The 25,414-nt window shown below is 65.2% G+C and carries 22 protein-coding genes; 15 read left to right on the forward strand and 7 right to left on the reverse strand.

What is annotated here, in order from left to right; all coding sequences use genetic code 11:
* Nucleotides 1-79 precede the first annotated feature (79 nt).
* On the reverse strand, nt 80-1,666 hold the full coding sequence (locus DVB37_RS11985; RefSeq protein WP_046807224.1) for an ABC transporter substrate-binding protein: 1,587 nt from the start codon (nt 1,664-1,666) through the stop codon (nt 80-82).
* Between the two features lie 108 nt (nt 1,667-1,774).
* Nucleotides 1,775-2,584, reverse strand: a complete 810-nt coding sequence (locus DVB37_RS11990) for a GntR family transcriptional regulator (RefSeq protein WP_240434094.1) — start codon at nt 2,582-2,584, stop codon at nt 1,775-1,777.
* A 214-nt stretch (nt 2,585-2,798) separates the two neighbouring features.
* Here DVB37_RS11990 and DVB37_RS11995 point away from each other — a divergent pair, with 214 nt between their 5' ends.
* The 3 genes from DVB37_RS11995 (at nt 2,799) to DVB37_RS12005 (ending at nt 6,190) form a co-directional block, all read left to right on the forward strand.
* Complete coding sequence (locus DVB37_RS11995; protein WP_120155312.1) at nt 2,799-3,995, forward strand: alanine--glyoxylate aminotransferase family protein; 1,197 nt, start codon at nt 2,799-2,801, stop codon at nt 3,993-3,995.
* A 31-nt stretch (nt 3,996-4,026) separates the two neighbouring features.
* Nucleotides 4,027-5,091, forward strand: coding sequence for a serine hydrolase (locus DVB37_RS12000; RefSeq protein ID WP_046807221.1), 1,065 nt, complete (start codon nt 4,027-4,029; stop codon nt 5,089-5,091).
* A gap of 88 nt (nt 5,092-5,179) precedes the next feature.
* Nucleotides 5,180-6,190, forward strand: coding sequence for an aldo/keto reductase (locus DVB37_RS12005; RefSeq protein ID WP_120155314.1), 1,011 nt, complete (start codon nt 5,180-5,182; stop codon nt 6,188-6,190).
* Here the strand turns inward: DVB37_RS12005 and DVB37_RS12010 are convergent, their stop codons facing one another.
* Nucleotides 6,191-6,784, reverse strand: coding sequence for a TetR/AcrR family transcriptional regulator (locus tag DVB37_RS12010; RefSeq protein WP_120155316.1), 594 nt, complete (start codon nt 6,782-6,784; stop codon nt 6,191-6,193).
* 217 nt (nt 6,785-7,001) lie between these two features.
* Here DVB37_RS12010 and DVB37_RS12015 point away from each other — a divergent pair, with 217 nt between their 5' ends.
* Genes DVB37_RS12015 through DVB37_RS12025 form a run of 3 tightly spaced genes read left to right on the forward strand, consistent with a single transcriptional unit; the run spans nt 7,002 to nt 12,908 of the window.
* Nucleotides 7,002-8,207, forward strand: a complete 1,206-nt coding sequence (locus tag DVB37_RS12015) for an efflux RND transporter periplasmic adaptor subunit (protein ID WP_120155318.1) — start codon at nt 7,002-7,004, stop codon at nt 8,205-8,207.
* A gap of 40 nt (nt 8,208-8,247) precedes the next feature.
* Nucleotides 8,248-11,397 (forward strand): efflux RND transporter permease subunit, encoded by a 3,150-nt coding sequence (locus DVB37_RS12020; protein ID WP_046807217.1) that lies wholly within the window; start codon nt 8,248-8,250, stop codon nt 11,395-11,397.
* 5 nt (nt 11,398-11,402) lie between these two features.
* Nucleotides 11,403-12,908, forward strand: a complete 1,506-nt coding sequence (locus tag DVB37_RS12025; protein ID WP_120155321.1) for an efflux transporter outer membrane subunit — start codon at nt 11,403-11,405, stop codon at nt 12,906-12,908.
* Between the two features lie 49 nt (nt 12,909-12,957).
* Here the strand turns inward: DVB37_RS12025 and DVB37_RS12030 are convergent, their stop codons facing one another.
* Both DVB37_RS12030 and DVB37_RS12035 read right to left on the reverse strand, forming a co-directional pair.
* The gene (locus DVB37_RS12030; protein ID WP_120155324.1) at nt 12,958-14,298 is read right to left on the reverse strand and encodes an MFS transporter; all 1,341 of its coding nucleotides are present in this window, start codon (nt 14,296-14,298) and stop codon (nt 12,958-12,960) included.
* A gap of 144 nt (nt 14,299-14,442) precedes the next feature.
* Complete coding sequence (locus DVB37_RS12035) at nt 14,443-16,080, reverse strand: GMC family oxidoreductase (protein ID WP_120155326.1); 1,638 nt, start codon at nt 16,078-16,080, stop codon at nt 14,443-14,445.
* A gap of 215 nt (nt 16,081-16,295) precedes the next feature.
* Between DVB37_RS12035 and DVB37_RS12040 the strand changes: the two genes are divergently transcribed.
* Nucleotides 16,296-17,192 (forward strand): IclR family transcriptional regulator, encoded by an 897-nt coding sequence (locus DVB37_RS12040; RefSeq protein ID WP_120155328.1) that lies wholly within the window; start codon nt 16,296-16,298, stop codon nt 17,190-17,192.
* Nucleotides 17,193-17,278: 86 nt separating this feature from the next.
* On the opposite strand, the gene DVB37_RS12045 is transcribed toward DVB37_RS12040, so the two are convergent.
* Nucleotides 17,279-18,460, reverse strand: coding sequence for a low temperature requirement protein A (locus tag DVB37_RS12045; protein ID WP_120155339.1), 1,182 nt, complete (start codon nt 18,458-18,460; stop codon nt 17,279-17,281).
* Nucleotides 18,461-18,576: 116 nt separating this feature from the next.
* Nucleotides 18,577-19,005, reverse strand: a complete 429-nt coding sequence (locus DVB37_RS12050; protein WP_046807211.1) for a VOC family protein — start codon at nt 19,003-19,005, stop codon at nt 18,577-18,579.
* Between the two features lie 148 nt (nt 19,006-19,153).
* Here DVB37_RS12050 and DVB37_RS12055 point away from each other — a divergent pair, with 148 nt between their 5' ends.
* The 8 genes from DVB37_RS12055 (at nt 19,154) to DVB37_RS12090 (ending at nt 25,412) form a co-directional block, all read left to right on the forward strand.
* On the forward strand, nt 19,154-19,561 hold the full coding sequence (locus DVB37_RS12055; RefSeq protein ID WP_120155341.1) for a carboxymuconolactone decarboxylase family protein: 408 nt from the start codon (nt 19,154-19,156) through the stop codon (nt 19,559-19,561).
* A 9-nt stretch (nt 19,562-19,570) separates the two neighbouring features.
* Entirely contained in the window at nt 19,571-20,182 is a 612-nt protein-coding gene (locus DVB37_RS12060; protein WP_046807209.1) for an LON peptidase substrate-binding domain-containing protein, read from the forward strand.
* Nucleotides 20,183-20,214: 32 nt separating this feature from the next.
* Nucleotides 20,215-21,099, forward strand: coding sequence for a hypothetical protein (locus tag DVB37_RS12065; protein WP_046807231.1), 885 nt, complete (start codon nt 20,215-20,217; stop codon nt 21,097-21,099).
* Between the two features lie 169 nt (nt 21,100-21,268).
* Nucleotides 21,269-21,949, forward strand: a complete 681-nt coding sequence (locus DVB37_RS12070) for an RraA family protein (protein WP_046807208.1) — start codon at nt 21,269-21,271, stop codon at nt 21,947-21,949.
* Complete coding sequence (locus tag DVB37_RS12075) at nt 21,946-23,148, forward strand: aminotransferase class I/II-fold pyridoxal phosphate-dependent enzyme (protein WP_120155344.1); 1,203 nt, start codon at nt 21,946-21,948, stop codon at nt 23,146-23,148. Before DVB37_RS12070 ends, DVB37_RS12075 begins: the two co-directional genes overlap by 4 nt.
* A gap of 39 nt (nt 23,149-23,187) precedes the next feature.
* Nucleotides 23,188-24,009 (forward strand): ABC transporter substrate-binding protein, encoded by an 822-nt coding sequence (locus DVB37_RS12080; RefSeq protein WP_162941202.1) that lies wholly within the window; start codon nt 23,188-23,190, stop codon nt 24,007-24,009.
* Nucleotides 24,010-24,040: 31 nt separating this feature from the next.
* Entirely contained in the window at nt 24,041-24,730 is a 690-nt protein-coding gene (locus DVB37_RS12085; protein WP_046807206.1) for an amino acid ABC transporter permease, read from the forward strand.
* Nucleotides 24,723-25,412: an amino acid ABC transporter permease gene (locus tag DVB37_RS12090; protein ID WP_120155346.1), complete on the forward strand. Its 690-nt coding sequence runs from the start codon at nt 24,723-24,725 to the stop codon at nt 25,410-25,412. The genes DVB37_RS12085 and DVB37_RS12090 overlap by 8 nt, the downstream gene beginning before the upstream one ends.
* Nucleotides 25,413-25,414 lie beyond the last annotated feature (2 nt).

Here is a 25,414-nt window from a genome sequence, read left to right on the forward strand (position 1 = left end):
GGACTTCCTCTAACGTTTCAGCCCGCCGGACGGGCGTGGCGCCCGCCCGGCGTTACCCCGCGCGTGACTTCCCGCGTGGCTACTTCCAGCTCATGTCCCAGAAGCGGACCAGTTCGTCGGAATACGGCTTGAAGTTCACGTCCTTGGTGGCGACGTAGTAGGCGGGCAGCGTCCACAGCGGCACCGCGTAGGCCTTTTGCGCGATCAGGTCCAGCGCTTCTTTGTAGGCGGCCTTGCGCGCCTCGCTGTCGATGGTGTGGTCGCCCTTGTTGAGCAGGTCGCGCACCTTGGGGTCGCGCGTGATGTCGTCATTGCCGAAGGCGAAGTACACGGGGGTGGACGCCGACACGTCGTTGACCAGGTTGGAACCCCAGGTCTGGTGGGTCAGCGACGCCTTGTTGGCGCGGATCATGTCGCGCATGGCGGCGTACTGCAAGAAGTTGAGCTTGGCGCGGATGCCCACGGCTTGCAGGTAGTTGATGATGGCTTCGGTCTGGTTGCGCTCGCGGTAGGCCACGATGTCGATGTCAAAGCCATTGGCGTAGCCCGCATCGGCCAGCAGCTTCTTGGCCAGCGCCGGGTCGTACTTGTAGGTGGGCGCGCCGTCTTGCGTGCAACCCACTTGCGAGGGCGTGCAGATGGTGTTGATCAGCCCGCCGCCTTCGCCCACGATGTTTTTCAACATGGATTCGCGGTCGATGGCGTGGATGATGGCCTTGCGCACGCGCTCGTCTTTCAGTTGCGGCGCGGGGGTGCCGTCCTGGATGTTCATCTGCATGAACACGATACGCATGGTGTTGCCGGTAACCATTTGCAGGTTGGGCATCTGGCCCAGCTGTTCGGCCTGGTCCTTGGGCACGCTCATGATCAGGTCTTCGCCGCCCGAGATGACTTCGGCCATCTGCGTCTGGCGGTCGGGGATGAAGCGGATGACCACCTTGCCGATCTTCGGCTGCGCCTTGGGCGAGTCCTTGAAGTAGTCGGTGTTGCGTTCCAGCGTGATGGATTTGCCGGGCTGATAGTCCACCACCTTGTACGGGCCCGAGCCCACCGGCTTGGCGTTCATGCCCTTGGGGCCGACTTCCTGGTAGTACTTGGCGGGGTGGATGGCGGCGGTGGTGGACAGGTATTCCTTGGCGCCAGGGAAGGGCTCCTTGGTGGTCAGGCGCACCTTGTATTTGTCGATTTTTTCAACCTTGTCGATCCACGACACGTTCTGCTGCGTGACCGCTTTGTTCTTCGGGTCTGCCACGTAGTTCAGCGTGTACACCACCGAGTCGGCATCGAACTCTTCGCCGTTATGGAATTTCACGCCTTCGCGCAATTCGAATTCCATGGTCTTGTCGTCGATTTGCTTCCAGCTTTTGGCCAGCTGCCCCTTGTACTCGTTGGTGACGGGGTCGCGGTACAGCAGCGTGTCCCAGACGTTGGCGGCGATGATGACGCCGATACGCACGTTGTTGAAGTACGGGTCGACGCTTTCGGGCGCCTGGTCGTACGCCATGCGCAAGGTGTCGTCTTTCTTGCCCGCCAGCGCGGGCTGGGCGGCAAGGCCGGCGCAGGCGAAGAGGGCGGCGGCGACGGCCGCGCGTAGTGGGGCGGCGGCAGTGACGCGGTGGGTGCGGGGTCGGGCGGGTGAGGCAGGTGTGAAGCGACTATCAGCCATGGTGAAGGCTCCTGTGGAAGGCACTACATGTACTGCGTATCCATCATCTCGCTCCGGGCCGCGCCACCCTGGTTTTATCGTTATCGTCCTTGCGCTGGGAGGGCAGGCTCAACCGGAGTCGGACGACGGCGCGGTCTTGGGCGCCGCATTGGCGTTGATGCTTGCATCGGCGTTGATGCTTTTCAGCGCGGCCTCGCACTTGCGCTGCAAGTGCTGCCGCATGATGCCGGCCAGCCGGTCGGCGTCGCGCGCGTCCAGGGCCTCGGCCATGTCGATGTGTTCGCGCATGGCCAGATCCCATTTCTGGCGGTTCTCGTTCGACACGAACCGCAGGTTCTGGATGCGCGCGTTCTGCGCGTCGTACAGCTGCTTGAGCAGGCTGTTGTGCGAGGCCAGGCTGATGCGTTCGTGAATTTCGCGGTTGGTGCGAAAGTACGTGGGCAGGTCATGGCGCGCGTGGCTGGCCATCATTTCGTAGGTCAGCGCGCGGATCTCGGCAATTTCAAGATCGGTGGCGCGTTCGCACGCCAGCCGGCACGACATGGCTTCGAGCCCGCCGATCACTTCAAACGCTTCACGGATATTGGCTTCCGACAGCGCCACCACCTGCGCGCCACGGTTCGGTTCGATCTGCACCAGGCCCTCGGCCGCCAGCACGCGAAACGCTTCGCGCATCGGTGTGCGGGACACGCCCAACAGGTCGCACAGCGCGCGTTCGTTCAGGCGGGAGCCGGGGGGGAATTCCCCTTGGATGATGCGTTCGCGCAGCGCCCCGGCGACGGCCCCGGGCAGCGTGCGGCCGTTGCCGGCAACGCGCGGCGCCGGCGACACGGCCCCTTGCGGCGGCGCGTCGGGCAGGGCGGAATCGGCATGCGCCGACCCGGCCAGATCCGGCAAGAGGCTAGGATTGCTGCTCATTGGTATACCAACTTTTCCCCGAATTTTTTTAGACTATAAACCCCGCGCAGCGACTTCAATCATGGGTGTATACCCTAGGTTATCGGTGCAAAAACAATGGGATAGAGTGGCGCATGCCGCAAGTCCGCCTGCTCGGCCGGGGCTGTGTCAAAAGCCGTTTGAATCGCCGCGCATCTTTCGTTGGTATACAAATAATTCCACTGTGGGGCTACGCATGCTTTCCCTGAATTCCCATTTGTCCGGCCGGCACTTCTTGCAGATTCCGGGGCCGACCAACGTGCCCGACCGCGTCTTGCGCGCCATAGATCAACCCACCATCGACCATCGTGGCCCCGAGTTTGGCGAGCTGGGCCGCGCCGTGTTGGAAGGGTCCAAAGCCGTTTTCCAGACGCAGTCGCCCGTGGTGATTTTTCCGTCGTCGGGTACCGGCGCCTGGGAAGCCGCGCTGGTCAACACGCTGTCGCCCGGCGACCGCGTGTTGATGGTGGAAACCGGCCACTTCGCCAGCTTGTGGAAGAAGCTGGCGGGCCGGCTGGGCCTGGACGTGGACTACATCGAAAGCGACTGGCGCCACCCCGTGGACCCCGACGTGATCGGCGCGCGGCTGGCCGAAGACACGCAGCAGCGCATCAAGGCGGTGTGCGTGGTGCATAACGAAACGTCCACCGGCGTCACCAGCAACATTGCCGCCGTGCGCGCCGCGATCGACCGCGCCGCGCATCCCGCGTTGCTGATGGTGGACACGATATCGTCCTTGGGCTCCATCGATTACCGCCACGATGAATGGGGCGTGGACGTTACCGTGGCCGGCTCGCAAAAGGGCTTGATGCTGCCGCCCGGCCTGGCGTTCAACGCCGTCAGCGCGCGCGCGCTGGCCGCCGCCGATACCGCCCGGCTGCCCCGTTCGTATTGGGATTGGCGCGAAATGCTGACGGCCAATGCCAAGGGCTATTTCCCCTACACGCCGTCGACCAATCTGCTGTATGGCCTGCACGAAGCGCTGGCCATGTTGCAGGCCGAGGGCTTGCCGCGTGTCTTCGCGCGCCACGAACGCCATGCCCGCGCGACGCGGCTGGCGGTGGCCGCGTGGGGGCTGGAACTGTTAAGCCTGGACCCGGCTGCCCACAGCCCCGCGCTGACCGCCGTGATGATGCCCGAAGGCCATGGCGCCGACGCGTTGCGCAAGGTCATTCTTGAACGCTTCGATATGTCGCTGGGGCAGGGCCTGGGCAAGCTGTCCGACCGCATTTTCCGCATTGGGCATCTGGGCCACTTCAATGACTTGACGCTGTGCGGCACGCTGGCCGGCGTTGAAATGGGGCTGGCCGCCGCCGGAGTACCGCACCAGGCGGGCGGCGTGCGGGCCGCGATGGAATTCCTGGCGCGCGCCCCGGATGGCGTGGCGGCTTAAGACCAAGACAAACACAACGACGAGGGAAACCATGAACACGCTGATGCAGCAGGCGATCCAATTCGCCAATGAACACGAATCCACCTGGGACCGCAGCGTCAAGGGCAACTTTGGCGTGCACCTGAACGACCCGCCGCCCTGGAACCGCCTGCTGGGTCCCATCCACGACCGTGGCCCGGTGTCGGGCGTGGTGGTGGTGGACGGCAAGACGGTGGCCGAATGGGGCGAGCCCGAACGCGCCGACCTGACCTTCAGCGTGGCCAAGCTGTACCTGGCGATCCTGGCGGGCGTGGCGCATGACCGTGGCCTGTTGCCCGACGTGGACGAACCCGTGGGCAAGCGCGTGCCGGGCATCGGCTTCGATGAAGGCCAGAACGCTGACATCACCTGGCGCCACCTGCTGCAACAGACCAGCGAATGGGAAGGCGAACGCTTCGGCGTGTCCGACCAGGCCGATCGCTATCGCGCCGTGACCTTCGGCGTGCCGCCCGATGGCAAGAAGGGCGATGCGCGCCCCTTGCAGCGCCCCGGCACGTATTGGGAATACAACGACGTGCGCATCAACCAGTTGTCGTACGCGCTGCTGCACCTGTTCCGCAAGCCCTTGCCCGACGTGTTCCGCGAAGCCGTCACGCGCCCCATCGGCGCCAGCGAAGATTGGCAATGGGTGGGCTACGACACCGCCTGGGTCGAGATCGACGGCCAGCGCATGCCGTCCGTGCCGGGTGGTTCGCATTGGGGCGGCGGCATGTCCATCAGCGCGCGCGACCAGGCGCTGATCGGCCAGATGCTGCTGAACGACGGCCAGGCCAACGGCAAGCAGATCTTGTCGCGCGAATGGATTCAGGCGATGCGCACGCCATGCGCCATCGCGCCGTATTACGGCTACCTGATCTGGCTGAACGATCAAGGCCGCGTGTTTCCCAGCGTGCCGGCCACAAGCTTCTTCGGCGTGGGCGCGGGCAGCTCGTTCACGTGGGTGGAACCGGAACGCAAGATGGTGGTGATTGTGCGCTGGCTTAATTCCGCCCACGCGGATGCACTGTTCGGCAAGATCCTGGCGGCGGTGGATGCGGACAAGGAAACGCAGGTGTAGGATAAACGCCGCGCGAACCGCCGCCACCGGGTTCGCGCCGCGTCGACTTCATCCGCGTCGACTTCATTGATCAGAAAGGAATCGCCCCATGAAATACCGCCGTCTGGGTTCCAGCAACCTGCGCGTTTCGCCCCTGTGCCTGGGCACCATGATGTTCGGCGAACAAACGCCGGACGACGAGGCCGCGCGCATCGTTGCGTCGGCGCGTGACCATGGGGTGAACTTCATCGATACGGCCGACGTCTACAACGAAGGCCGCTCGGAACAGGTGGTGGGCAAGCTGCTGCAAGGGCAGCGCCACGACTGGGTGCTGGCCAGCAAGATCGGCAACGTGGTGGGCAAGGGCCCGAACCACTCGCATTATTCGCGTCAGTGGCTGATGCGCGGCGTTGAGCAAAGCCTGACGCGCATGGGCACGGATTTCATGGACATCCTGTACCTGCACCGCGACTTTCACGAAGAAAACCTGGAAGAAGCGCTGTGGGCGCTGGGCGACCTGATCCGCGCGGGCAAGCTGCGCAGTTTTGGCCTGTCGAACTTCCGGGGATGGCGCATTGCCGAGGTGATGCGGCTATGCGAAAAGATGGGCGTGCCGCAGCCGGTGGTGTGCCAGCCGTACTACAACATGCTGAACCGCGGCCCGGAAGTTGAAATCTTGCCCGCGTGCAAGCACTACGGGCTGGGCGTCGTGCCCTACAGCCCCATCGCGCGCGGCGTGCTCACGGGCAAGTATCTGCCGGGCCAGGCGCCTGCCGCCGATACCCGCGCCGGGCGTGGAGACCGCCGCATGCTGGCCACGGAATTTCGTGAAGAGTCGCTACAGATCGCCCAGCAGCTGGTGCAGCACAGCGCCACGCGCGGCGTGCAGCCGGGCCATTTTGCCACCGCCTGGGTGTTGGCGAATCCGATCATCACCGGCGTGATCGCCGGCCCGCGCACGTTGGCGCAAATGGAAGACTATTACGCCGCGCTGGACGTCACCATCACGCCCGAAGACGAAGCTGTCGTAGACGGCTGGGTCATTCCGGGCCACGCGTCCAGCCACGGCTACAACGACCCGAACTACCCGTTCTTCGGTCGCCCCGTCGCCGGCGCCTGATCAGGCCGGCGCTGCCGCAACCGGTGCGCGCACCGGTTCGCCGGCGATGCCGTGCAGCATCATCTGCTCGACCACGGACGCAATGCCCAGCCGCGCGACGCGCCCGCGTCGTTCGGCGTCCACCATGCTGGTCAGCACGCCAATGAACATTTCCGTCAGCGCCGCCGCCGTGATGTCCACGCGGAAGGCGCCTTCGCGCTGCCCGCGCAAAAAGAACGCATCCAGCGATTCCTGGTAGCCCGACCAGCTGTTCATGATGTCGGGCTGCTGCTCGTTGTCGGGCTTCCAGTTGTACATCAGGAACGCAGTCAGTTCCTTGTGCGCCATGTTCTGGTGGATCAGCGCGTGCAACGCCTCGCGCGGCGGCGCGGTATCCAGATGCGAATCCGCCAACGCCTTCTTCATGACGTGCGCGCAATGCGTGGTAAGCCGCAGGACCAGTTGGTCCCGCGTCTGACAGAAGCGGTATAGCGTCGCCTTGCTGACGCCCACGGCCTTGGCCAGTTCCTGCAACGTGGCGCGCGGCTGGTCCACCATCGCCAATGCCAACGCCACTAAAAACCGCTCGTGCCCTTGCCCAGCTTCGTCCGCCATTGTTCGCCCCTGTCTGTGTGTCCAATCCCCATTGCCGCGTATTGGAGCATGCGAGATTCAGCTTGTGCAAACTTTTGCGATTTTGACAAGTCAGGCCTTTTAAAACCTTCTTAATGATCTTTTGATAATCAAATGAATCTTTATTGATTCAAATCAATCGTTCAGGTAGCATCCGCAGCTTGGTGAAAAAACAGTGCCGCGGGGCGCAAGGTAAAAAATGAAGAATCAATTGAAGCGGCGCTTGCCCTTGACGGTATTGGGTTCGGTGTTGGCGATGGCCTTGGGCCTGGCCGGTTGCGGCGGTGAAAACCCCAGCCAAGCCCAGGCCGACACGCCACGCGCGGTGCAGGTGGTGCAGGTGCAACCGCAGCGCTACGCGCTGTCCAGCACCTTGCCGGGTCGCGTGGAGCCGGTGCGCGTGGCCGAAGTGCGTGCCCGCGTGGCCGGCATTGTGCTGTCGCGCAACTTCGAGGAAGGCGCGGATGTGAAGGCGGGCGACGTGCTGTTCCGCATTGACCCGGCGCCGTTCAAGGCCGCGCTGTCGCGCGCCCAGGGCGAACTGGCCAAGGCCGATGCCGCCGTGGCCGACGCGCAAGCCATCCTGAAACGCTATACGCCGCTGGTGAAGATCGAAGCCGTCAGCCAGCAGGACTTCGACACCGCCACCACCACGCTGAAAAGCGCGCAGGCCGCGCGCCGGTCCGCGCAGGCCGATGTCGAAACCGCCCAGCTGAACCTGGATTACGCCACCGTCAAGGCGCCGATTTCCGGCCGCATCGGCCGGGCGCAGGTGACTGAAGGCGCGCTGGTCGGCCAGAACGAAGCCACCGTCATGGCAAAGATCCAGCAGCTGGACCCCATCTACGTCGACTTCAACCAGCCCGTGGCCGACATGCTGCGCATGCGGGCGGCGTTGCAGAACGGCAGCCTGGGGCAGGGCGAGGGCGCAAGCATCTCGATCACTGTCGACGGTACGGACCAGAAACGCAGCGGCAAGCTGCTGTTCTCGGATATCGCTGTGGACCGAACAACCGGCCAGGTGTCGGTGCGCGGCGAGTTCGCCAACCCCGATGTGTTGCTGTTGCCCGGCATGTATGTGCGGGTGGAAACACAGCAGGGCGTGGACCCCAACGCCATCCTGGTGCCGCAGCGCGCGGTCACGCGCAGCACCGACGGCAAGCCGCAGGTGATGTTGGTGGGCAAGGACGACGTGGTGGAATCGCGCCCCGTGCAGACTGGCACGATGCGCGGCTCGGACTGGCACATCGTCGACGGTCTGGCGGCGGGTGACCGCGTCATCGTGGGCGGCGCGTCGGCCGCCGTGCCGGGCCAGAAAGTCAGCGTGGCGCCGGCGGCCGAACAAGCACGCGTCGCGGCCGCAAAGCCGGCTACAGACCCGGCTTCCGCCCCGGCCGCGAACTAAGCAGCCGCCCGTGCCCCGCGTGCATACCCAAAGGTAAATCATGTCCAAGTTTTTTATTGGCCGCCCCAATTTTGCATGGGTGGTGGCCATCTTCATTTCGCTGGCGGGCCTGTTGGCGATTCCGTCGCTCCCGGTCTCGCAGTTTCCGGTGGTGGCGCCACCCCAGGTGACGATTGCCGCCACCTATCCCGGCGCGTCGGCTTCGGTGCTGGTCGATTCGGTGACCAGCGTCATCGAAGAAGAGCTGAACGGCGCCAAGAACATGCTGTATTACGAGTCGTCCAGCAGTTCCAGCGGCAGCGCTGAAATCACCGTGACCTTCGAACCGGGCATGGACCCGGACCTGGCGCAGGTGGACGTGCAGAACCGCATCAAGAAGGCCGAAGCGCGCCTGCCGTCGGCCGTGACGCAGCAGGGCTTGCAGGTGGAGCAGGCCAGCTCGAACTTCCTGATGATCTACGCCCTGACGTACAAGGGCGAAGACGCGCACAAGGACGTGGTGGGCTTGTCCGACTACGCCGCGCGCCACATCAACAACGAAATTCGCCGTGTCAAAGGCGTGGGCAAGGTGCAGTTCTTTGGCGCCGAAGCGGCCATGCGCGTGTGGATCGACCCGCAGAAGCTGCTGGGCGTGGGCCTGTCGGTGGCGGACGTCAATGCGGCCATCGCGGCGCAAAACGTGCAGGTGCCGGCCGGCAGTTTTGGCAGCCGCCCGGGGTCGCCGGAGCAAGAGCTGACGGCCACGCTGGCGGTGAAGGGCATGCTGGATTCGCCGGAAGAGTTCGGCAACATTGTGCTGCGCGCGAACGCGGACGGCTCGGTGGTGCATCTGGCGGACGTGGCGCGGCTGGAAGTCGGTCGCCAGAGCTATGACTTTGAAACCCGCTTGAACGGCAAGAAGTCGGTGGGCGCGGCGGTGCAGCTGGCCCCGGGCGCCAACGCCATCGACACGGTCAAGGCCGTGAAGGCGCGCTTGCAGGAATTGTCCGCCTCGTTTCCCGAGGACGTTGAATTCTCGGTGCCGTTCGATACGTCGCAGTTCGTCAGCGTGGCTATCACCAAGGTGGTGCACACCTTGCTGGAAGCCATGGTGCTGGTGTTCCTGGTGATGTTCCTGTTCTTGCAGAATTTCCGCTACACGCTGATTCCCACCATCGTCGTACCGGTGTGCCTGCTGGGCACGTTCGCGGTGATGTCGGTGCTGGGCTTCTCGGTCAACATGATGACGATGTTCGGCATGGTGCTGGCCATCGGCATCCTGGTGGACGACGCCATCGTGGTGGTCGAAAACGTGGAACGCATCATGGCCGAAGAGGGCCTGCCGCCGCGTGAGGCCACCATCAAGGCGATGGAGCAGGTGTCGGGCGCCATCGTCGGTATCACGTTGGTGTTGTCCGCCGTGTTCCTGCCGCTGGCCTTCATGAGCGGTTCGGTCGGCGTGATCTACCAACAGTTTTCGCTGTCGTTGGCGGTGTCGATCCTGTTCTCGGGCTTCTTGGCGCTGACCTTTACGCCCGCCCTGTGCGCCACGTTCCTCAAGCCCATCCCCAAGGGGCACCACGAAGAAAAGAAGGGCTTCTTTGGCGGCTTCAACCGCATGTTCAACCGCCTGACCGGCCGCTTCGAAGCCTTGAACTCGCGCCTGGTCAAGCGCACCGGCCGCTATATGGTGATCTACGTCGCGATCGTGGCGGTGCTGGCCGTGCTGTATGTGCGCGTGCCGGAATCCTTCGTGCCGGCCGAAGACCAGGGCTACGTCATCGTGGACGTGCAATTGCCCCCGGGCGCCACCTACAAGCGCACCGACAAGGTCGTGGCGGACGTCGAGCAGCACCTGATGTCGCTGGACGCAATGGGCGACGCCTTCACCGTGATGGGCTTCAGCTTTTCGGGCACCGGCCAGAACGCGGGCATTGCCTTTCCCACGCTGAAGGACTGGTCCGAGCGTGGCAAGGGCCAAGCCGCGTCCGATGTGGCCGCAAGCGTGAACCAGCGCTTCGCGGCGATTGACGACGGCTCGATCATGGCGGTGAACCCGCCGCCCATCGACGGCCTGGGTAATTCGGGCGGGTTTGCGCTGCGCCTGCAAGACCGGGGCGGGCTGGGACGCCAGGCGCTGACCGATGCGCGCAACCAGCTGCTGGCCAAGGCCAACAGTTCGCCTGTTATCGCGTACGCCATGATGGAAGGCCTGGCCGACGCGCCGCAGTTGCGCCTGGACATTGACCGCCAGAAGGCCGAGGCGCTGGGCGTGGGCTTTGACACGATCAGCACCGCGATTTCGTCCGCTTATGGCTCGGCAACCGTCAACGACTTTGCCAACGCCGGGCGCTTGCAGCGCGTGGTGGTGCAGGCCGACGTGCGCGACCGCATGACGCCCGAAAGCATCCTGATGCTGAACGTGCCGAACAAGTCGGGCGGCATGGTGCCCTTGTCGGCCTTCGTCAAGACCGATTGGGAAAACGGCCCGGTGCAGATTTCCCGCTACAACGGCTACCCGGCGTTCAAGATCGCGGGTGACGCGATGCCGGGGCACAGCACGGGCGAGGCCATGGCCGTCATTGAAAAGATCGTTTCCGAATTGCCCAATGGCATCGGCTACGAATGGACGGGCTTGTCCTATCAGGAAAAGTTTGCCGGGGCGCAGGCGCCCATGTTGTTTGCGCTGGCGTTCCTGGTGGTGTTCCTGCTGATGGTCGCGCTGTACGAAAGCTGGGCCATTCCGGCATCCGTGATGCTGATCGTGCCGATCGGCGCGCTGGGTTCGGTGTTGGCGGTGACGGTGCTGGGCATGTCCAACGACGTGTACTTCAAGGTGGGCCTGATCACCATCATCGGCCTGGCGGCCAAGAACGCGATCCTGATCGTGGAGTTTGCCAAGAGCCTGCTTGAACAGGGTCACTCGCTGGCGGACGCCGCCATCCAGGCCGCCAAGCTGCGTTTTCGCCCCATCGTGATGACGTCGCTGGCGTTCATCCTGGGCGTGGTGCCGCTGGCGCTGGCCAGCGGTGCGGGCGCGGCCAGCCAGCGCGCCCTGGGCGTGGGCGTGATCGGCGGCATGCTGACCGCCACCTTGCTGGGTGTGATTTTCGTGCCCATTTTCTTTGTCTGGGTGCTGTCGCTGCTGCGCAAGAAAGGTGGGCAGCCCGCCCCGGACGCCTTGCCCGCCCAGCGCGCGACCCAGGAGTGAACGTGATGATGCAAACTTTTTATCCCCGCAGCCTGGGCGCGCTGCTCTTGACGGCGGCGCTGGCCGGGTGCTCGATGGCGCCGGTCTACCAACGGCCGGACGCGCCGATTCCGACCCAGTTCCCGGCTGACGGGAACCCGGCTGGCCAGGCATCGGACGGGGTTTCGGCCAATGCCGCCCCCTCAGCCGCCGGCACGCTGGATTGGCAGACTTTCGTCACCGACGATGCGTTGCGGCAGCTGGTGGCCCTGGCATTGGACAACAACCGTGACCTGCGCCAGGCGGTGCTGAATATCGAAGCGGCCCGGGCGCAGTACCGCATCGAGCGCGCCGACCGGCTGCCGGGTATCAACGCGCAAGGGTCGGGCACGCGCCAGCGGGTGCCGGGCGACCTGAACAGCACGGGCAATTCCGCCGTGCAGAGCAGCTATCAGGCCGGCATCGGGCTGACCTCGTTCGAGATCGACCTGTTTGGCCGTGTGCGCAGCCTGTCGGATGCGGCGCTGCAAACGTATCTGGCCACCGAGGAATCCGCGCACGCTACGCGCATCAGCCTGGTGGCCGAGGTGATCCAGGCGTATCTGACGCGTGACAGCGCGATGCGCAAGATGCAGCTCACCGAACAAACGCTGGCCAGCCGCGAGGCGTCGCTCAACCTGATCGTCAAGCGGCGCGAAGCCGGCACCGCCACGGCGCTGGATTATCAGGAAGCGCTGGGCCTGACCGAGCAGGCGCGCGCCGAACGCGAGCGCATGGAACGCGAAGTGCGCCAGGCAGGCAACGCGCTGGGCCTGTTGGTGGGCGTGAACGACCTGCGCCCGTATCTGCCCGCGCAGCTGGCCACGTCCAACGTGTTGGTGCAGGACATCGCGGCGGGCGCGCCGTCCGAATTGCTGGAGCGCCGGCCGGACATTCTGGCCGCCGAACACGAACTGCGCTCGCGCAATGCCAGCATCGGCGCGGCGCGCGCGGCGTTCTTTCCCAGCATCACGCTGACCGGCCTGTACGGCTCGTCCAGCGCGGACCTGTCCAATTTGTTCGACGGCGGGCAGCGCGCGTGGTCGTTCATGCCGCAGATCACCTTGCCGATCTTCTCGGGCGGGCGCAATGTGGCCAACCTGGACCTGGCGACGGTGCGCAAGGACATCGCGGTGGCCAAGTACGAAGCCACCATCCAGACGGCATTCAAGGAAGTGGCCGATGCCCTGGCCGCCACCGACACCCTGCAACGCGAGGCCGCGTCGCGCCGCGCCTTGGCCGAGTCCAGCCAGGAAGCGATGCGCTTGTCTGAAGCGCGGTATCGCGGCGGCGTCGACAGCCATCTGCGCTATCTGGATGCGCAGCGCAGCGCCTTCACCGACCAGTTGACGTACATCGACATCAGCACGCAGCGGCAGATTGCGCTGGCGACCTTGTTCAAGGCGCTGGGCGGCGGCTGGCCCGGCGTGCAGGCGCCGCATGCCGGCGCCGGCGGGGCGGCGGCCACCAGCGCCGACCCCGCTGTGCGGTAGGCAACGCAATCAGGCCGCCTGGGTCGACCGTATCCCAGGCGGCCTGTCCTCACGCCTTGCGCCATCCCGCGCCGGGAATCGGCGGCGCCGTGTTGCCGGTGGCTTCGGTCACCGGCTTGCCGCGTCCGATCAGCCACGCGCACCATGCCGAGACCGCGCCGGCGAACAGCACGTACAGGCAGATCAGCCACGGCTGCCCGCCGCCCGTCTTGAGCAGCGCGGTGGCGATGATGGGCGTGATGCCGGACGCGAAGATACCCGAGAACTGATACACGAACGAAATTCCGGTGTAGCGGACCTTGGCGTCGAACAGCTCGCAGAACAGCGCTGCCTCGGGGCCGTACACGGCGGCGTAGAAGATGCCGAACGGGATGATGATGGCCAGCCAGATCAGCATGACGCTGCCCTGGCTGTTCAGCATCAGCCAGAAGCCGGGGAAGGACGCCAGCGCGGTAATCAGCGAGCCCCAGAAGTACACGCGGGTGCGACCGATGCGGTCGGACAGGCGGCCGAAGAACGGAATGAAAAAGCACATCACCAGCGCGGCGGCCATCACACCCGTCAGCGCCTCGGTGCGCGTGATCTGCACGGTTTGCGTCAGGTACGAAATCGAAAACACGCCGAACACGTTAAAGAACACGCCGTCGATATACCGCGCGCCCATGCCTTTGAAGACGTTGCCCGGGTAACGCTTGAGCATGTCGAAAAACGGAATGCGGCTTTCGGCATTGTTGGCCTTGACCGCCGTGAACTCGGGCGTTTCCTTGATGTTCAGCCGGATGTACATGCCCACCATCACCATGGCGGCGGACGCCAGGAAGGCGACGCGCCAGCCCCAGGCCATGAACTGTTCGTCGGTCAGCAAGGTGGACAAGAGCGCCACGGTGCCCGAGGCCAGGCACAGGCCGATCGCCAGACCGATCTGCGGCAGCGACGCGTAAAATCCCTTTTTGCCCGGTGGCGCGTATTCATAGGCCATCAACACCGCGCCGCCCCATTCGCCGCCCAGGCCGATGCCCTGGAACACGCGCAGCAGCAGCAACAGGATGGGCGCCCATAGCCCGATGGTTTCGTAGGTGGGCACCAGGCCGATCAGGAAGGTGGACACGCCCATGATCATCAGCGTCATCACCAGCATGCTCTTGCGCCCGATGCGGTCGCCAAAGTGGCCGAAGATCAGCCCGCCCAGCGGCCGCGTCACAAAGCCCACCGCGAAGGTGGTGTAGGCCAGCATGGTGGATACCAGCGGGTCGCCCGTGGGGAAGTACAGCTTGTTGAACACGATGCCCGCCACGACACCGTAAAGAAAGAAGTCGTACCACTCGATGGTGGCGCCGATCAACGATGCGGTGACGACCTTGCGTACCGCGGCTTCGTTTTGCTTGGACATTGCAGTCTCCTTTGGTGAAGGCGGGGGCGCTTCTGTTGTCGCCCGCGTGCCGGTCTGACTTCAGGTTCGTCGTTCACATCCTTGTTGATTGCTTAAAACGCGCGGCCGCAAAATCAGCCGCCAGTACAGCAAGCCGCCAGTACATCAAGCCGCGACCAGATCCGCCCGCCGCCGCGCCAGCTTGAAATCCTCCAGCATGAAATCCGCCGCGCGTTCGGCCAACATCACCACGGGCGCGTTGGTGTTGCCCGATACCAGCGTGGGCATCACCGAACAGTCCACCACCCGCAGGCCCTGCACGCCGTGCACGCGCAGGCGTTCGTCAACCACCGCCAGCGGGTCGCTGCGCGGACCCATCTTGGCGGTGCCCGATGGGTGAAAGATGGTGGCGCCGTATTCGCGGCAGAAATGCAGGATCTCGTCGTCGGTGCGTACGTTGGGGCCGGGCCGGAATTCGCGCTTCATCAGCGACGCCAGCGGTTCGGTTGCCGCCAATAGCCGCGCATGCTTGACGGCGGCCACGGTCATGCGGCGGTCCAATTCCGTGGACAGGTAGTTGGGTTGCATCGACGGCGGTTCGAACGGGTCGGCCGCGCGCAGCCGCACGTAACCGCGCGATGACGGGCGCAACTGGCAGACCGAATACGTGCATCCGGAAAAGGGGTGCACCTTGCCGCCGGCCATGTCGGCGGACAAGGTGGCGAAGTGGTATTGCGTGTCCGGCGTGCGGCTGGCGGGGTCGACCCGGCAGAACAGTCCGCCCTGATTGATGCCGACCGCCAGCGGGCCGCTTCGGAACAGCAGCCATTGCAAGCCCATGCCCACGCGCCCGTGCAGGCTGCGCAGCTGGTCGTTGGTGGTGATGGGCCGGGTGGTTTCGTAGATCAGGCGGATCTGAAGATGGTCTTGCAGGTTTTCGCCCACGCCGGGCAGGTCGCGCACGACGCGGATGCCGAACTGGCGCAGCAGCGCGGCCGAGCCCACGCCGGACAGTTGCAGCAGCTGGGGCGATTGCAGCGCGCCCGCGCACAGCACCACTTCGCGCCTCGCGCGCAGCGTGCGCACTTGCCCGCCTTGCCGGTATCGCACCCCGCAGGCGCGTCCGCCTTCGAACAGGATGGCCATGGCATGCGCATCGGTTTCCACGCGCAGATTGGGCCGGTCCCGCGCGGGCCGCAGATAGGCCACGGCGGTGGAGCAGCGGCGGCCGCGCCGCGTGGTCAGCTGGTAGTAGCCCACGCCTTCTTGCTCGCCCGTGTTGAAGTCCTGCACGGGGGGCACGCCCATGGTCCGCGCGGCGGCGATCATCGCTTCGACCAGCGGGTGGGGCGTCTTGATGGACGTGGCGCTCAAGGGGCCGTTCACGCCCCGGGTCGGCCCCGCGCCCAGGTCGTTGTCTTCCAGTTTGCGAAAGTAGGGCAGGCAGTCGTCCCAGCCCCAGCCGGGGTTGCCCGCGCGTTCCCAGGCGTCGTAGTCGGCGCGCTGGCCACGAATGTAGATCAGGCCGTTGATGGCGCTGGAGCCGCCAAGCGTGCGGCCGCGCGGCCAGTAGATGCGCCGGCCCAGCATGTTGGGATCGGGGTCGGTGTAGTAGCCCCAGTTCACCACTTTGTGGAACATGGTCTTGCCGTAGCCGATGGGGATGTGGATCCACGGGTAGGTATCCCGGGGGCCCGCTTCCAGCAGGCAGACGGCGTGCGCGCCATTGGCGCTAAGCCGATTGGCCATCACACATCCGGCCGAGCCGGCGCCCACCACGATGACATCCACGGTATCGGACATATCGCCTTGTCTCCCTGTCGTCGCATCGCCGTCGCGACTGACGTCACCGTGTTCGCAAGCAATGGTGACGGCGCGTTTTCCCTGCTTGTCGCGGCGGGACGCACTTATATACTGGTTTGATCCGGCCGGTTTGCGTTGCGCACCCGGCTGGCATCTGTGGCGATTCTAGGAAGCGGGCGCGTACAACAAAGCACAACACGCGTGGGGGCGGACAAATGGAACGGAACATGCAACTTCGGTTTCAAAATCGCAGTGCAGCATCGGCGCCGGAGCCGTCGGCGTCCGGGCATCCGGCGTCCGGGCAGCCGGCGTCCGGGCACCAGCAACAGCAGCACCAACATCAACAGCAAGAGGCCGCGCGCTCGTTACGGGCGTTGCTGGTGCTGGACCATCTTGCGCGCGCCCAGCATCCACCCACGTTGGCGCAGCTGGCACAGCGGCTGGACATGCCCAAGACCACCTTGATGCGCTTGCTGGCGGCGATGCAGCGCGCCGGCTTCGTGGCGGCCACGCCGACCGAGCAGGGCTATGTGCCGGGGCCGCAAGCCACATCGCTGGCGCTGGCCACGCTGAGCGCCTCGGCGTTCACCCGTGCCTGCCGTGCCGTGCTGGCCCAGCTGGTGGGCACGCTTGGCGAGACCTGCAACTTGACCGCGCCTGACGGCGACCGCGTGGTCTATATGGAACGCGTGGAAACGTCGGAGCCCCTGCGGCTGTTCTTCGCGGTGGGCAGCCATGTGCCGATGCACTGCACCGCCAGCGGCAAGCTGTTTCTGGCGTCAATGAGCCGGCTGGAACGAGGCCGGGTGCTGGCGCGGCTGCCGCTGACGCGCAACACGCCGCGCACCTTCACGGACCCGACGAAGCTGGACGAGGAACTGGAACGCCTGGCCGCGCGCGGCATCGGCATCGATAACGAGGAATTCGTGCGCGGCATGAGCGCGGTGGCGGTGCCGATAAGAGACGCCGAGGACCGCGTGGTGGCGGCGGTGGCCTGCCACGCGCCCACGGCGCGCGTGATGCTGGATGACTTGCTGCGCGCCGTGCCGGTGCTGCAACGCGCGGCGCAGTCGCTGCACGAGGTGCTGGCGCTGCATCGCCCGGGCGTGTGACGCTGCGTTGCGGCATCGGCGGACGCGCGGGTCTGTGCGGCGACAGCTTCGTCGCAAGGCCCCGCCAGTGCTCGCGCACCGGACGGCTACACGGTGACGGGCGAGGCCGCCCGGCGCCGCGACACGCTTTCCCACACGGCCACCAACACCATGATCAGCGTGGTCAGCCCGCCCACCATCAGGTTGTCGGTAACGGTAGACACCGGCGCCAGCACCGCCAGCAACACCAGCCCGGCCAGGTGCGATAACGGAAAGCGCGCGTACACCACCGTCTTGTAGATGCCGTTGCCCAGCAGGTACAGCGCCGGCCCGCCCAGCAATGCGGCGGCCGCCGGCGTGGTGATGCGGCCATCGGGGTGCAGGATGACCAATTCGTTGGCCACCGCCGACACGATCACGCCCGCGATCAAAATCACGTGCACATAGTGGAAGATGGCGCCCATGCGGCCCGGGTCGCTGGAATGCACGATGGCGTGGCTGCCGTCCTTGCTGCTGGTGTCGAAATACACCCACCACATGGCGGCCGTTCCCAGGAAGGCGGCCAGCAGCGCGATCAGCGTGGGGATGTCCCAATGGCCACGGCCGCCCAGCGTGGCGCCCGTGATCAACAACGTTTCGCCCAGCGCCACGATGACGAACAGCTGGCAGCGTTCGGCAATATGGCCGCCCTCGATGGTCCAGTCGCTGGTGTAAGAGCGGCCCAGGCCGGGCAGCCGGAACCCGAACATGGGCGAAATATATTCGCAGGCCACGGCCAGTATCCACAGCGCCAGGCGCGCTTCGCCGGAGGCCAGGCCGCCCGCGATCCACAACACCGCCGAGATGCACAGCCAGCCCAGCATGCGGCGGAAGTTGTCGGCCAGCGGATGGTTGCGCCCCAGGTGCAGCACGATGAACACCGTGCGCCCGACCTGGATCAAGGCATAGCAGATGGCGAAGATCAGCCCGTTTTCCCCGAACGCGTCCGGCAGCACGGCGGCGGCGATCAGGCCGACCAGCATCACCGCGAACAGCATGACGCGCATGGGGATGGCGTCGGGGTCGAACCAGTTGGTGACCCAGCACGTGTACTGCCATCCCAGCCAGACGGCGAACCACAGCACCAGCGCGTGCACCGCGCCCATCAAGGTCAGGTCATGCAGCAGGCTGTGCGAGAGCTGGGTGACGGCAAAGACGTAGACCAGGTCAAAGAACAGCTCGACGAAGGTGACGCGGGCTTCATGGCCGTCTCGGCGGCGAAGCAGCGTGGCGCTGGCTAGAAAAGTCATGGCGGGCGCTTCCTGTAAAAAGGCGCGCTGCCAGAGTACTGCAAGGCTCGGCGGGCAATTGCAAAACTTATCAAAGGCCACGTGGGCCGGTGCGTCCGCCTGCGCGCTTTTGCGGATCAGTGCGTCATCTTGCCGCCGCTGACCATCCAGCGCGTACCGTAGCGGTCCACCAGCGCGCCGTATGCCTCGGCCCAGAACGTTTTTTGCAGCGGCATGGTCACGTTGCCGCCTTCGGCCAGTTGGTCAAATACCCGCTGGGCATCCGACACTGTCGGGTACAGCAGCGCCAGCGCCATGCCTTTCTTGCCTGTGTACGGGTGGCCGCTGGTGGCGTCGCTGCCCAGCAGCGTCTGCTCGTCCAGCGCCAGCCGGGCGACCATGATGCGGTCGGCGTCCTCGGGGGACAGGGCGGGCATGGCGGCATCGGCGGGCGCGTCGGCGTAGCGGATCAGGGCGTCAAGGCGTCCGCCCAGCACACGCTCGTAAAAGCGCATGGCGTCGGCGCAGTTGCCGTCAAAGCTGAGATAGGCGGATAGCTGGGGCATGATGGTTCCTGGTTCTACGGCGGACAGCTGCAAGAAACGCCGTCGCACTATGATGGAAGGCCCGACCCGCAATACCGCACGGCCCGGCAACCTACGCACTGTAGCCGGTTGGGAAGGATGCCGGGCGGCTTCATAAAGGAATGGCGACATGAGCACGGTAAAACTGCTGACGGACGACGAGGTCCGCAAAAGCCCCGAAGCGTGGGCGGTGTTTGAAGACATCCGATCCACGCGCAAGTCGGACTTCGTGAACAACTTCTGGCGCGCGCTGGCCAACGACCCGGCGCAATTGCAGCGCGTGTGGTCGCAGCTTAAACAGGTCATGGTCGCCGAGGGCGAACTGCCGCCTGTGGTGCGCGAGATGATCTACATTGCCGTGTCCACGGCCAACGGCTGCTCTTACTGCGTGCATTCGCATACGGCGTCCGCCAAGGCCAAGGGAATGACCCCCGGCCAGCACGCCGAATTGCTGGCGGTGATCGGCATGGCGGCGCAGACCAACGCCATGGTGACGGCCATGCAGGTGCCGGTGGACGCCGCCTTCGACATCAAATAGGAGCCGGCCATGGCGCTGATTCCGCTGTTTCCCTTATCCAACGCGCTGTTTCCCGCCGGCGTGCTGCACCTGCGCATCTTCGAGGTGCGCTATCTGGATATGATCCGCCGCTGCATCGCGGAGGGCAGCGAGTTTGGCGTGGTGGGTTTGCTGGCTGGTAGCGAAGTGCGTTCGCCAGAGGGCGTTGAGACCCTGGCTCCGGTCGGCACGCTGGCGCGCGTGGTGGCGTGGGAGGCGCCCATGCCCGCGTTGCTGCAAGTGCGCTGTATTGGCGGCAGCCGGTTCCGGCTGTTGTCCAGCAAGGTGGCAAAATACGGCCTGTGGATGGGCCAGACCGAGCCCATCGCCGACGACCCGCCCACGCCCGTGCCGGCGTCCATGCAGCCCAGTGCCGATGCCTTGGGACGGCTGGTGGCGCAATGGCAGCAAGAGGGCGTGCCGCCAGACAGGATGCCGCTTGCGCCGCCGTTCCGGCTGGACGACAGCGGCTGGGTGGCGGATCGCTGGTGCGAACTGCTGCCCTTGCCGCCGGACGACAAGGCCCGGCTGCTGGGCCTTGCGGACCCGGTGGCACGGCTGGCGGCGGTTCAGGATCTGCTGCGTGGCCAGGGGCTGACGTAGCACTGCTTGGCAAGATAAACCAATTGGACACCATGGAAATCAGGATTGACGAGGGCCTGCGCGCCTATATAGACCCTTTGACCGAAGACGAGCACGAGGCACTGGAGCGCAGCCTGCTTGCCGAGGGGTGCCGCGACGCGCTGGTGCTGTGGGGCGACCTGCTGGTGGACGGCCACAACCGTTATGCCTTGTGCAAGAAGCACGGCATCGAATTTCAGACGCGTCAGAACACCACGTTCAAGTCGATGGAAGACGTGCACCTGTGGATGATTGAAAACCACCTGGGCCGACGCAGCGTGTCGGACTTTCAGCGCGGCGTGCTGGCGCTGCGCAAAAAAGAAATCCTGCTGGCGCGCACGCCGCCGGAAGCCGCGACGCCGCCGGAAGGCGAAGCGGAGGACGGGTCCCCGCCCTGGGACGAATCCGACGCGCCGCCCAGCGTGGATGGCGCGCCGCGCCTGCCGCCCAATATCTCGTGGACGCCGCCCGTGCCCAGCCGCCAGGCATTGGCGCGCGCCGCGCGCATCAGCAGCAATACGCTGGGCCAGATCGAAAAAATCCAGAAGGACGCCGCGCCCGAACTGGTGCGCGCCGTGAAAGAGGGCGCCATTTCGATCAACGCGGCGGCGGCGGTGGCCTCGTTGCCGCCCGAGCGTCAGGCCGCAGCGGTGGCCGGCGGCAAGAAAGAGCTGCAACAGGCCGCCCGCGAAGTGCGTCTGGCCAAGGCCCCGCCGCCGCGCGAAGCCCCGCCCGAAGTCCCCATCGAGCACATCGCGGATCTGCCCGCCGAAGTGGCCCGCCTGCGCGGGGTGTTGGCGCGCGTGACCGAAGAACGCGATCAGCTGAAAAAGAAGGTCATGCACCTGACGATCGCGCTGTCCGAGGCGCGGGGCGCGAGCAACGGCGGGGATGATTGACGGGGATTGGCCCGGGTTGATCAGGGGAAGGGATAACCCTTAACGTCCGGATATAAGAAAAAAATTCGTGGCCGGCTGGGAATTTATATCGTTTTGAGGAAAGGCGGCCGGGGCCTTGTAATGCGTATTCGCTTAACCGCTAGACGCATCCACCCCCATCGACTTTCTTATGACTCCCATCGGATTTCGCATTCTTTCCCGGTCGGCCCCGGCCGTGGCCGCCGACGTACTGGCCGGCTTTGCCGATATCGGCTCGGCCCAGATCAGCGACTGCATGAACCGCCTTTACGGCGTGGCGGACTTGCGTCCGATGCACGGCGGCACGCGCCGCATGGTCGGCCTGGCGCTGACCGTGAAGACGCGGCCGGGCGATAACCTGATGATCCATCAGGCAATTTCCATGGGCGGGGCAGGCGACGTCATCGTGGTCGATGGCGCCGGCGACACCAGCAACGCGCTGGTCGGCGAACTGATGATGATGGATGCGCAGTCGCGCGGCATCGCGGGCTTTGTCATCGACGGCGCGGTGCGCGATGTGGACGTCTTCGGCCAGGGTGAATTCGGCTGCTTCGCGCGCGGCGTTGCGCACAAAGGCCCCTACAAGGACGGCCCGGGCGAAATCAATGTGGCGGTATCGGTCGGCGGGCAGGTGGTCCACGCCGGGGATGTCGTCGTGGGCGATGCCGATGGCGTGGTGGTGATTCCCGCCGAACACGCGGCCGCCGTGCTGGCATTGGCGCAAAAGAAAGAAGCCGACGAAGCCGTCGCCAAGGAAAAGCTGCGCGCGGGCACGTACACCAAACCCTGGTTGGCCAAGACCATTCTTGAAAAAACCGGGGGTGCACAATGAGCATCATTGCCGACCGCATCAAGCGCATCAAGCTGTCGCCCAGCGTTGCCGCGCGCGCCATCATTGCGCAGCTGCGCGAACAGGGCCGTCGCATTATCGACCTGACCATAGGCGAGCCTGATTTTTCAACGCCCGAACATATCCGCCAGGCGGCCACCGCCGCGATGAACCGGGGCGAAACCAAGTACCCGCCCGCGCAGGGCACCGTGGCGTTGCGCCGGGCCGCGCGCGCGCAGTTGCTGGATGCGACCGGCGTGGACTATCCCGTGGCGCGGATCATCGTCAGCACCGGCGCCAAGCAAGTGATTTTCAATGGTCTGGCTGCCACGCTCAATGACGGCGACGAGGTTCTGATTCCCGCCCCGTTCTGGGTGTCGTACCCGGATATGGTGCTGGTCAATGGCGGCGTGCCGGTGGCGGTGACGACGTCTCCCGCGTCGGACTACAAGGTCACGCCGCTGGCGCTGGAAGCCGCCATCACGCCGCGCACCAAGTGGCTGATGATGAACGCGCCCAGCAACCCCACGGGGTCGGTCTATACCGCCGAGGAATTGCGCGGGTTGACCGATGTGCTCAAGCGCCATCCGCACGTGTGGTTGATGACGGACGACATCTACGCCCGCCTGAATTTCACGGGTGAACCGACGGTGCATCCGTTGCAGGTGGCGCCCGAGCTGGCTGACCGCACGCTGGTGGTCAACGGCGTGTCCAAGGCGTACGCCATGACGGGCTGGCGCATCGGCTATGGCGCCGGGCCCGACGAATTGATCAAGGCGATGGCGATACTGCAATCGCAAAGCACGTCCGGCGCGTCGTCCGTCAGCCAGGCGGCGGCGCTGGAAGCGCTGTCCGGTCCGCAGGATTGTGTGGCGGAATTTGCGCGCATCTTCCAGCAACGCCGCGACCTGGCCGTGGCCGAGCTGTCCGGCGCGCCGGGGCTGACCATCGTGGTGCCGCAAGGCGCGTTCTATGTGTTCCCGGATTGCTCGGGCCTGCTGGGCAAGAAGACGCCCTCGGGCGAGGTGATCGCCACCGACACCGACTTGACGCACTACCTGCTGCGCGAAGCGGGCGTGGCCGTGATCGACGGCAACGCCTATGGCGCGCCGGGCACGTTCCGTTTGTCGTTCGCGGCGTCGATGGACGATATCAAGCAAGGATGTGCCGCGATCCGCGAGGCCTGCGCCAAGCTGTCGTGAATGCCGTTTGACCAACACAACATACAAGGGGAATCATCCATGAAACGTCATACTTTTTTTGCAGCTTGCCTGGGCCTGGCCACGTTGGCCGTCGGCGCTGCCGCGCAAGCAGATCAGGTCGACGACATCAAGGCGCGCGGCGAACTGGTTTGCGGCACGCTGGGCACGTCGCAGCCGTTCAGCTTCCAGGACGGCGCCACGCGCCAGTTGGTGGGCTATGACGTGGACGTGTGCAAACTGGTTGCCGACAAGCTGGGCGTGAAGATCAGCTACAAGCTGCTGTCGGTGGCGGCGCGCGTGCCGGAGCTGAACGAAGGGCGCGTGGACATCCTGGCCGCCAACCTGGGTTATTCGCCGGATCGCGCCGAACAGATCGCGTTCAGCCACGCCTACTACGTCAGCCCGCAAAAGCTGCTGGTGCGCAAGGATTCGGGCTTTGATTCGATTGACGCGCTGAACGGCCGCCGCATCGGCGCCACCAAGGGTTCCAGCTCGGAACGCGAGATCAAGCGCATCCTGAACAAGTCGCAGGTGATCGGTTATGGCGACAGTTCGGCTACGTATCTGGCCTTGCAGCAAAAGAAGGTGGACGCGCAGTTTGCCTCTGAACTGGTGCTGGTGCGGCTGGTGCTGCAAAGCCCGCCCACGGCGCCCGTCAGCGTGATTGCCAAGTCGGTGTTCGACGAACCCTGGGGCCTGGGCGTGCGCAAGTCCGAGCCGCGCATGCTGCAAACGGTGAACCAGGCCCTGGACGAAGCCGAAAGCTCGGGCGCGGCCGCCAAGCTGTTCGACAAGTGGTTCGGCCCGACCACCCCCTACAAGCTGGAGCGCGGTTTCAAGATCGGCCCCATCGCCGGCTGATGCCCGCGCAACCGCCAGGGGCCGACGCTTTATGAGCCTGCTAGACGCTTCCCAATACCAGCTGCTGTTCAGCGGCATGGTGGTCACCGTGCAACTGTTCTTCGTTGCGTGGGTCATGGCCTTCGCCATCGCGGTGACGCTGGTGGTGGTGCGCGCCACCAACCTGGCGCCGTGCCGCTGGGTGGTGGACGCGTATGTCGAATACCACCGCAACGTGCCGCTGTTGGTGCAGGTATTGTTCTGGTATTTCGGCATGCCCGAGCTGCTGCCCGAAGGGCTGCGAATGTGGCTCTACGATCACAACGCCGAGATGTCGCTGGCGGCGATTGCGCTGGCGCTGGGCTCGGCCGCGTACATCGCCGAGGACATCCGCAGCGGCCTGCGCGCCATACCGTGGACCCAGTTCGAGGCGGCGCGCGCGCTGGGCGCGAGCTACCTGCAATGCATGCGCTTCGTGATCGTGCCGCAGGCGCTGCGCATTTCCATTCCGCCCTTGGTCGGCCGCGCGTTGCTGCTGTTCAAGAACACCAGCGTCGCGATGGCGATCGGCGTGATGGAACTGACCTACCAGGCGCGCGAGATCGAAAACGAAACCTATCGCACCTTCGCCACCTTCGGCGCGGCAACGATCATGTACCTGCTGGGATCGTTCCTGATCATGGCGGTGGGGTCGCGCATCTACGCCCGTTATCGTTTGAATCGCGGAGGCCACGGTGCTTGATCTGCTGTCGCAATACTGGCCGACGCTGCTGGTCGGCCAATACCCCAACGGGCCCCTGGGCGGTCTGGCGCTGACGCTGATTCTGGCGGCGCTGGGGCTGCTGATGTCCTTGCCGCTGGCGCTGCTGATTGCGCTGGCCCGTGTCAGCCCGTTCGGCCCGCTGCGCGTTGCCAGCAAGGCGCTGGTCAACATGGTGCGCGGCATGCCGCTGCTGATGCTGATCTTCTGGGCGTACTTCGTGGTGCCCAAGCTGACGGGGCAGGTGGTCAGCGGTTTCTGGACGCTGATTTTTGCGCTGGTCGTCTACGAAAGCGCCTATCTGTCGGAGGTGATCCGGTCTGGCATCGAGGCGGTGCCGCGCGGCCAGATCGAGGCGTCCCGGTCGCTGGGCGTGGGTTACTGGACCACGATGCGCAAGGTGGTGCTGCCGCAGGCGCTGTTTAACGTGTTGCCCAGCATGACCAGTCAGTTCGTGTCCACGATCAAGGAAACGTCGCTGGGCTACGTCATCAGCGTCAATGAACTGACGTTTGCCGCCAACCAGATCAACAACCTGGTGCTGACGCAGCCGCTGCAAGTGTTCGGCATCCTGGCCATCATCTATTTCCTGGTGTGCTTCAGCCTGAGCCGCGGCTTGAGCTGGCTGGACCTGCATATCCGCCGCTCGCGCGCCATGGCTTAACG

Source organism: Achromobacter sp. B7, from assembly GCF_003600685.1.
GTDB lineage: Bacteria > Pseudomonadota > Gammaproteobacteria > Burkholderiales > Burkholderiaceae_B > Achromobacter > Achromobacter spanius_B.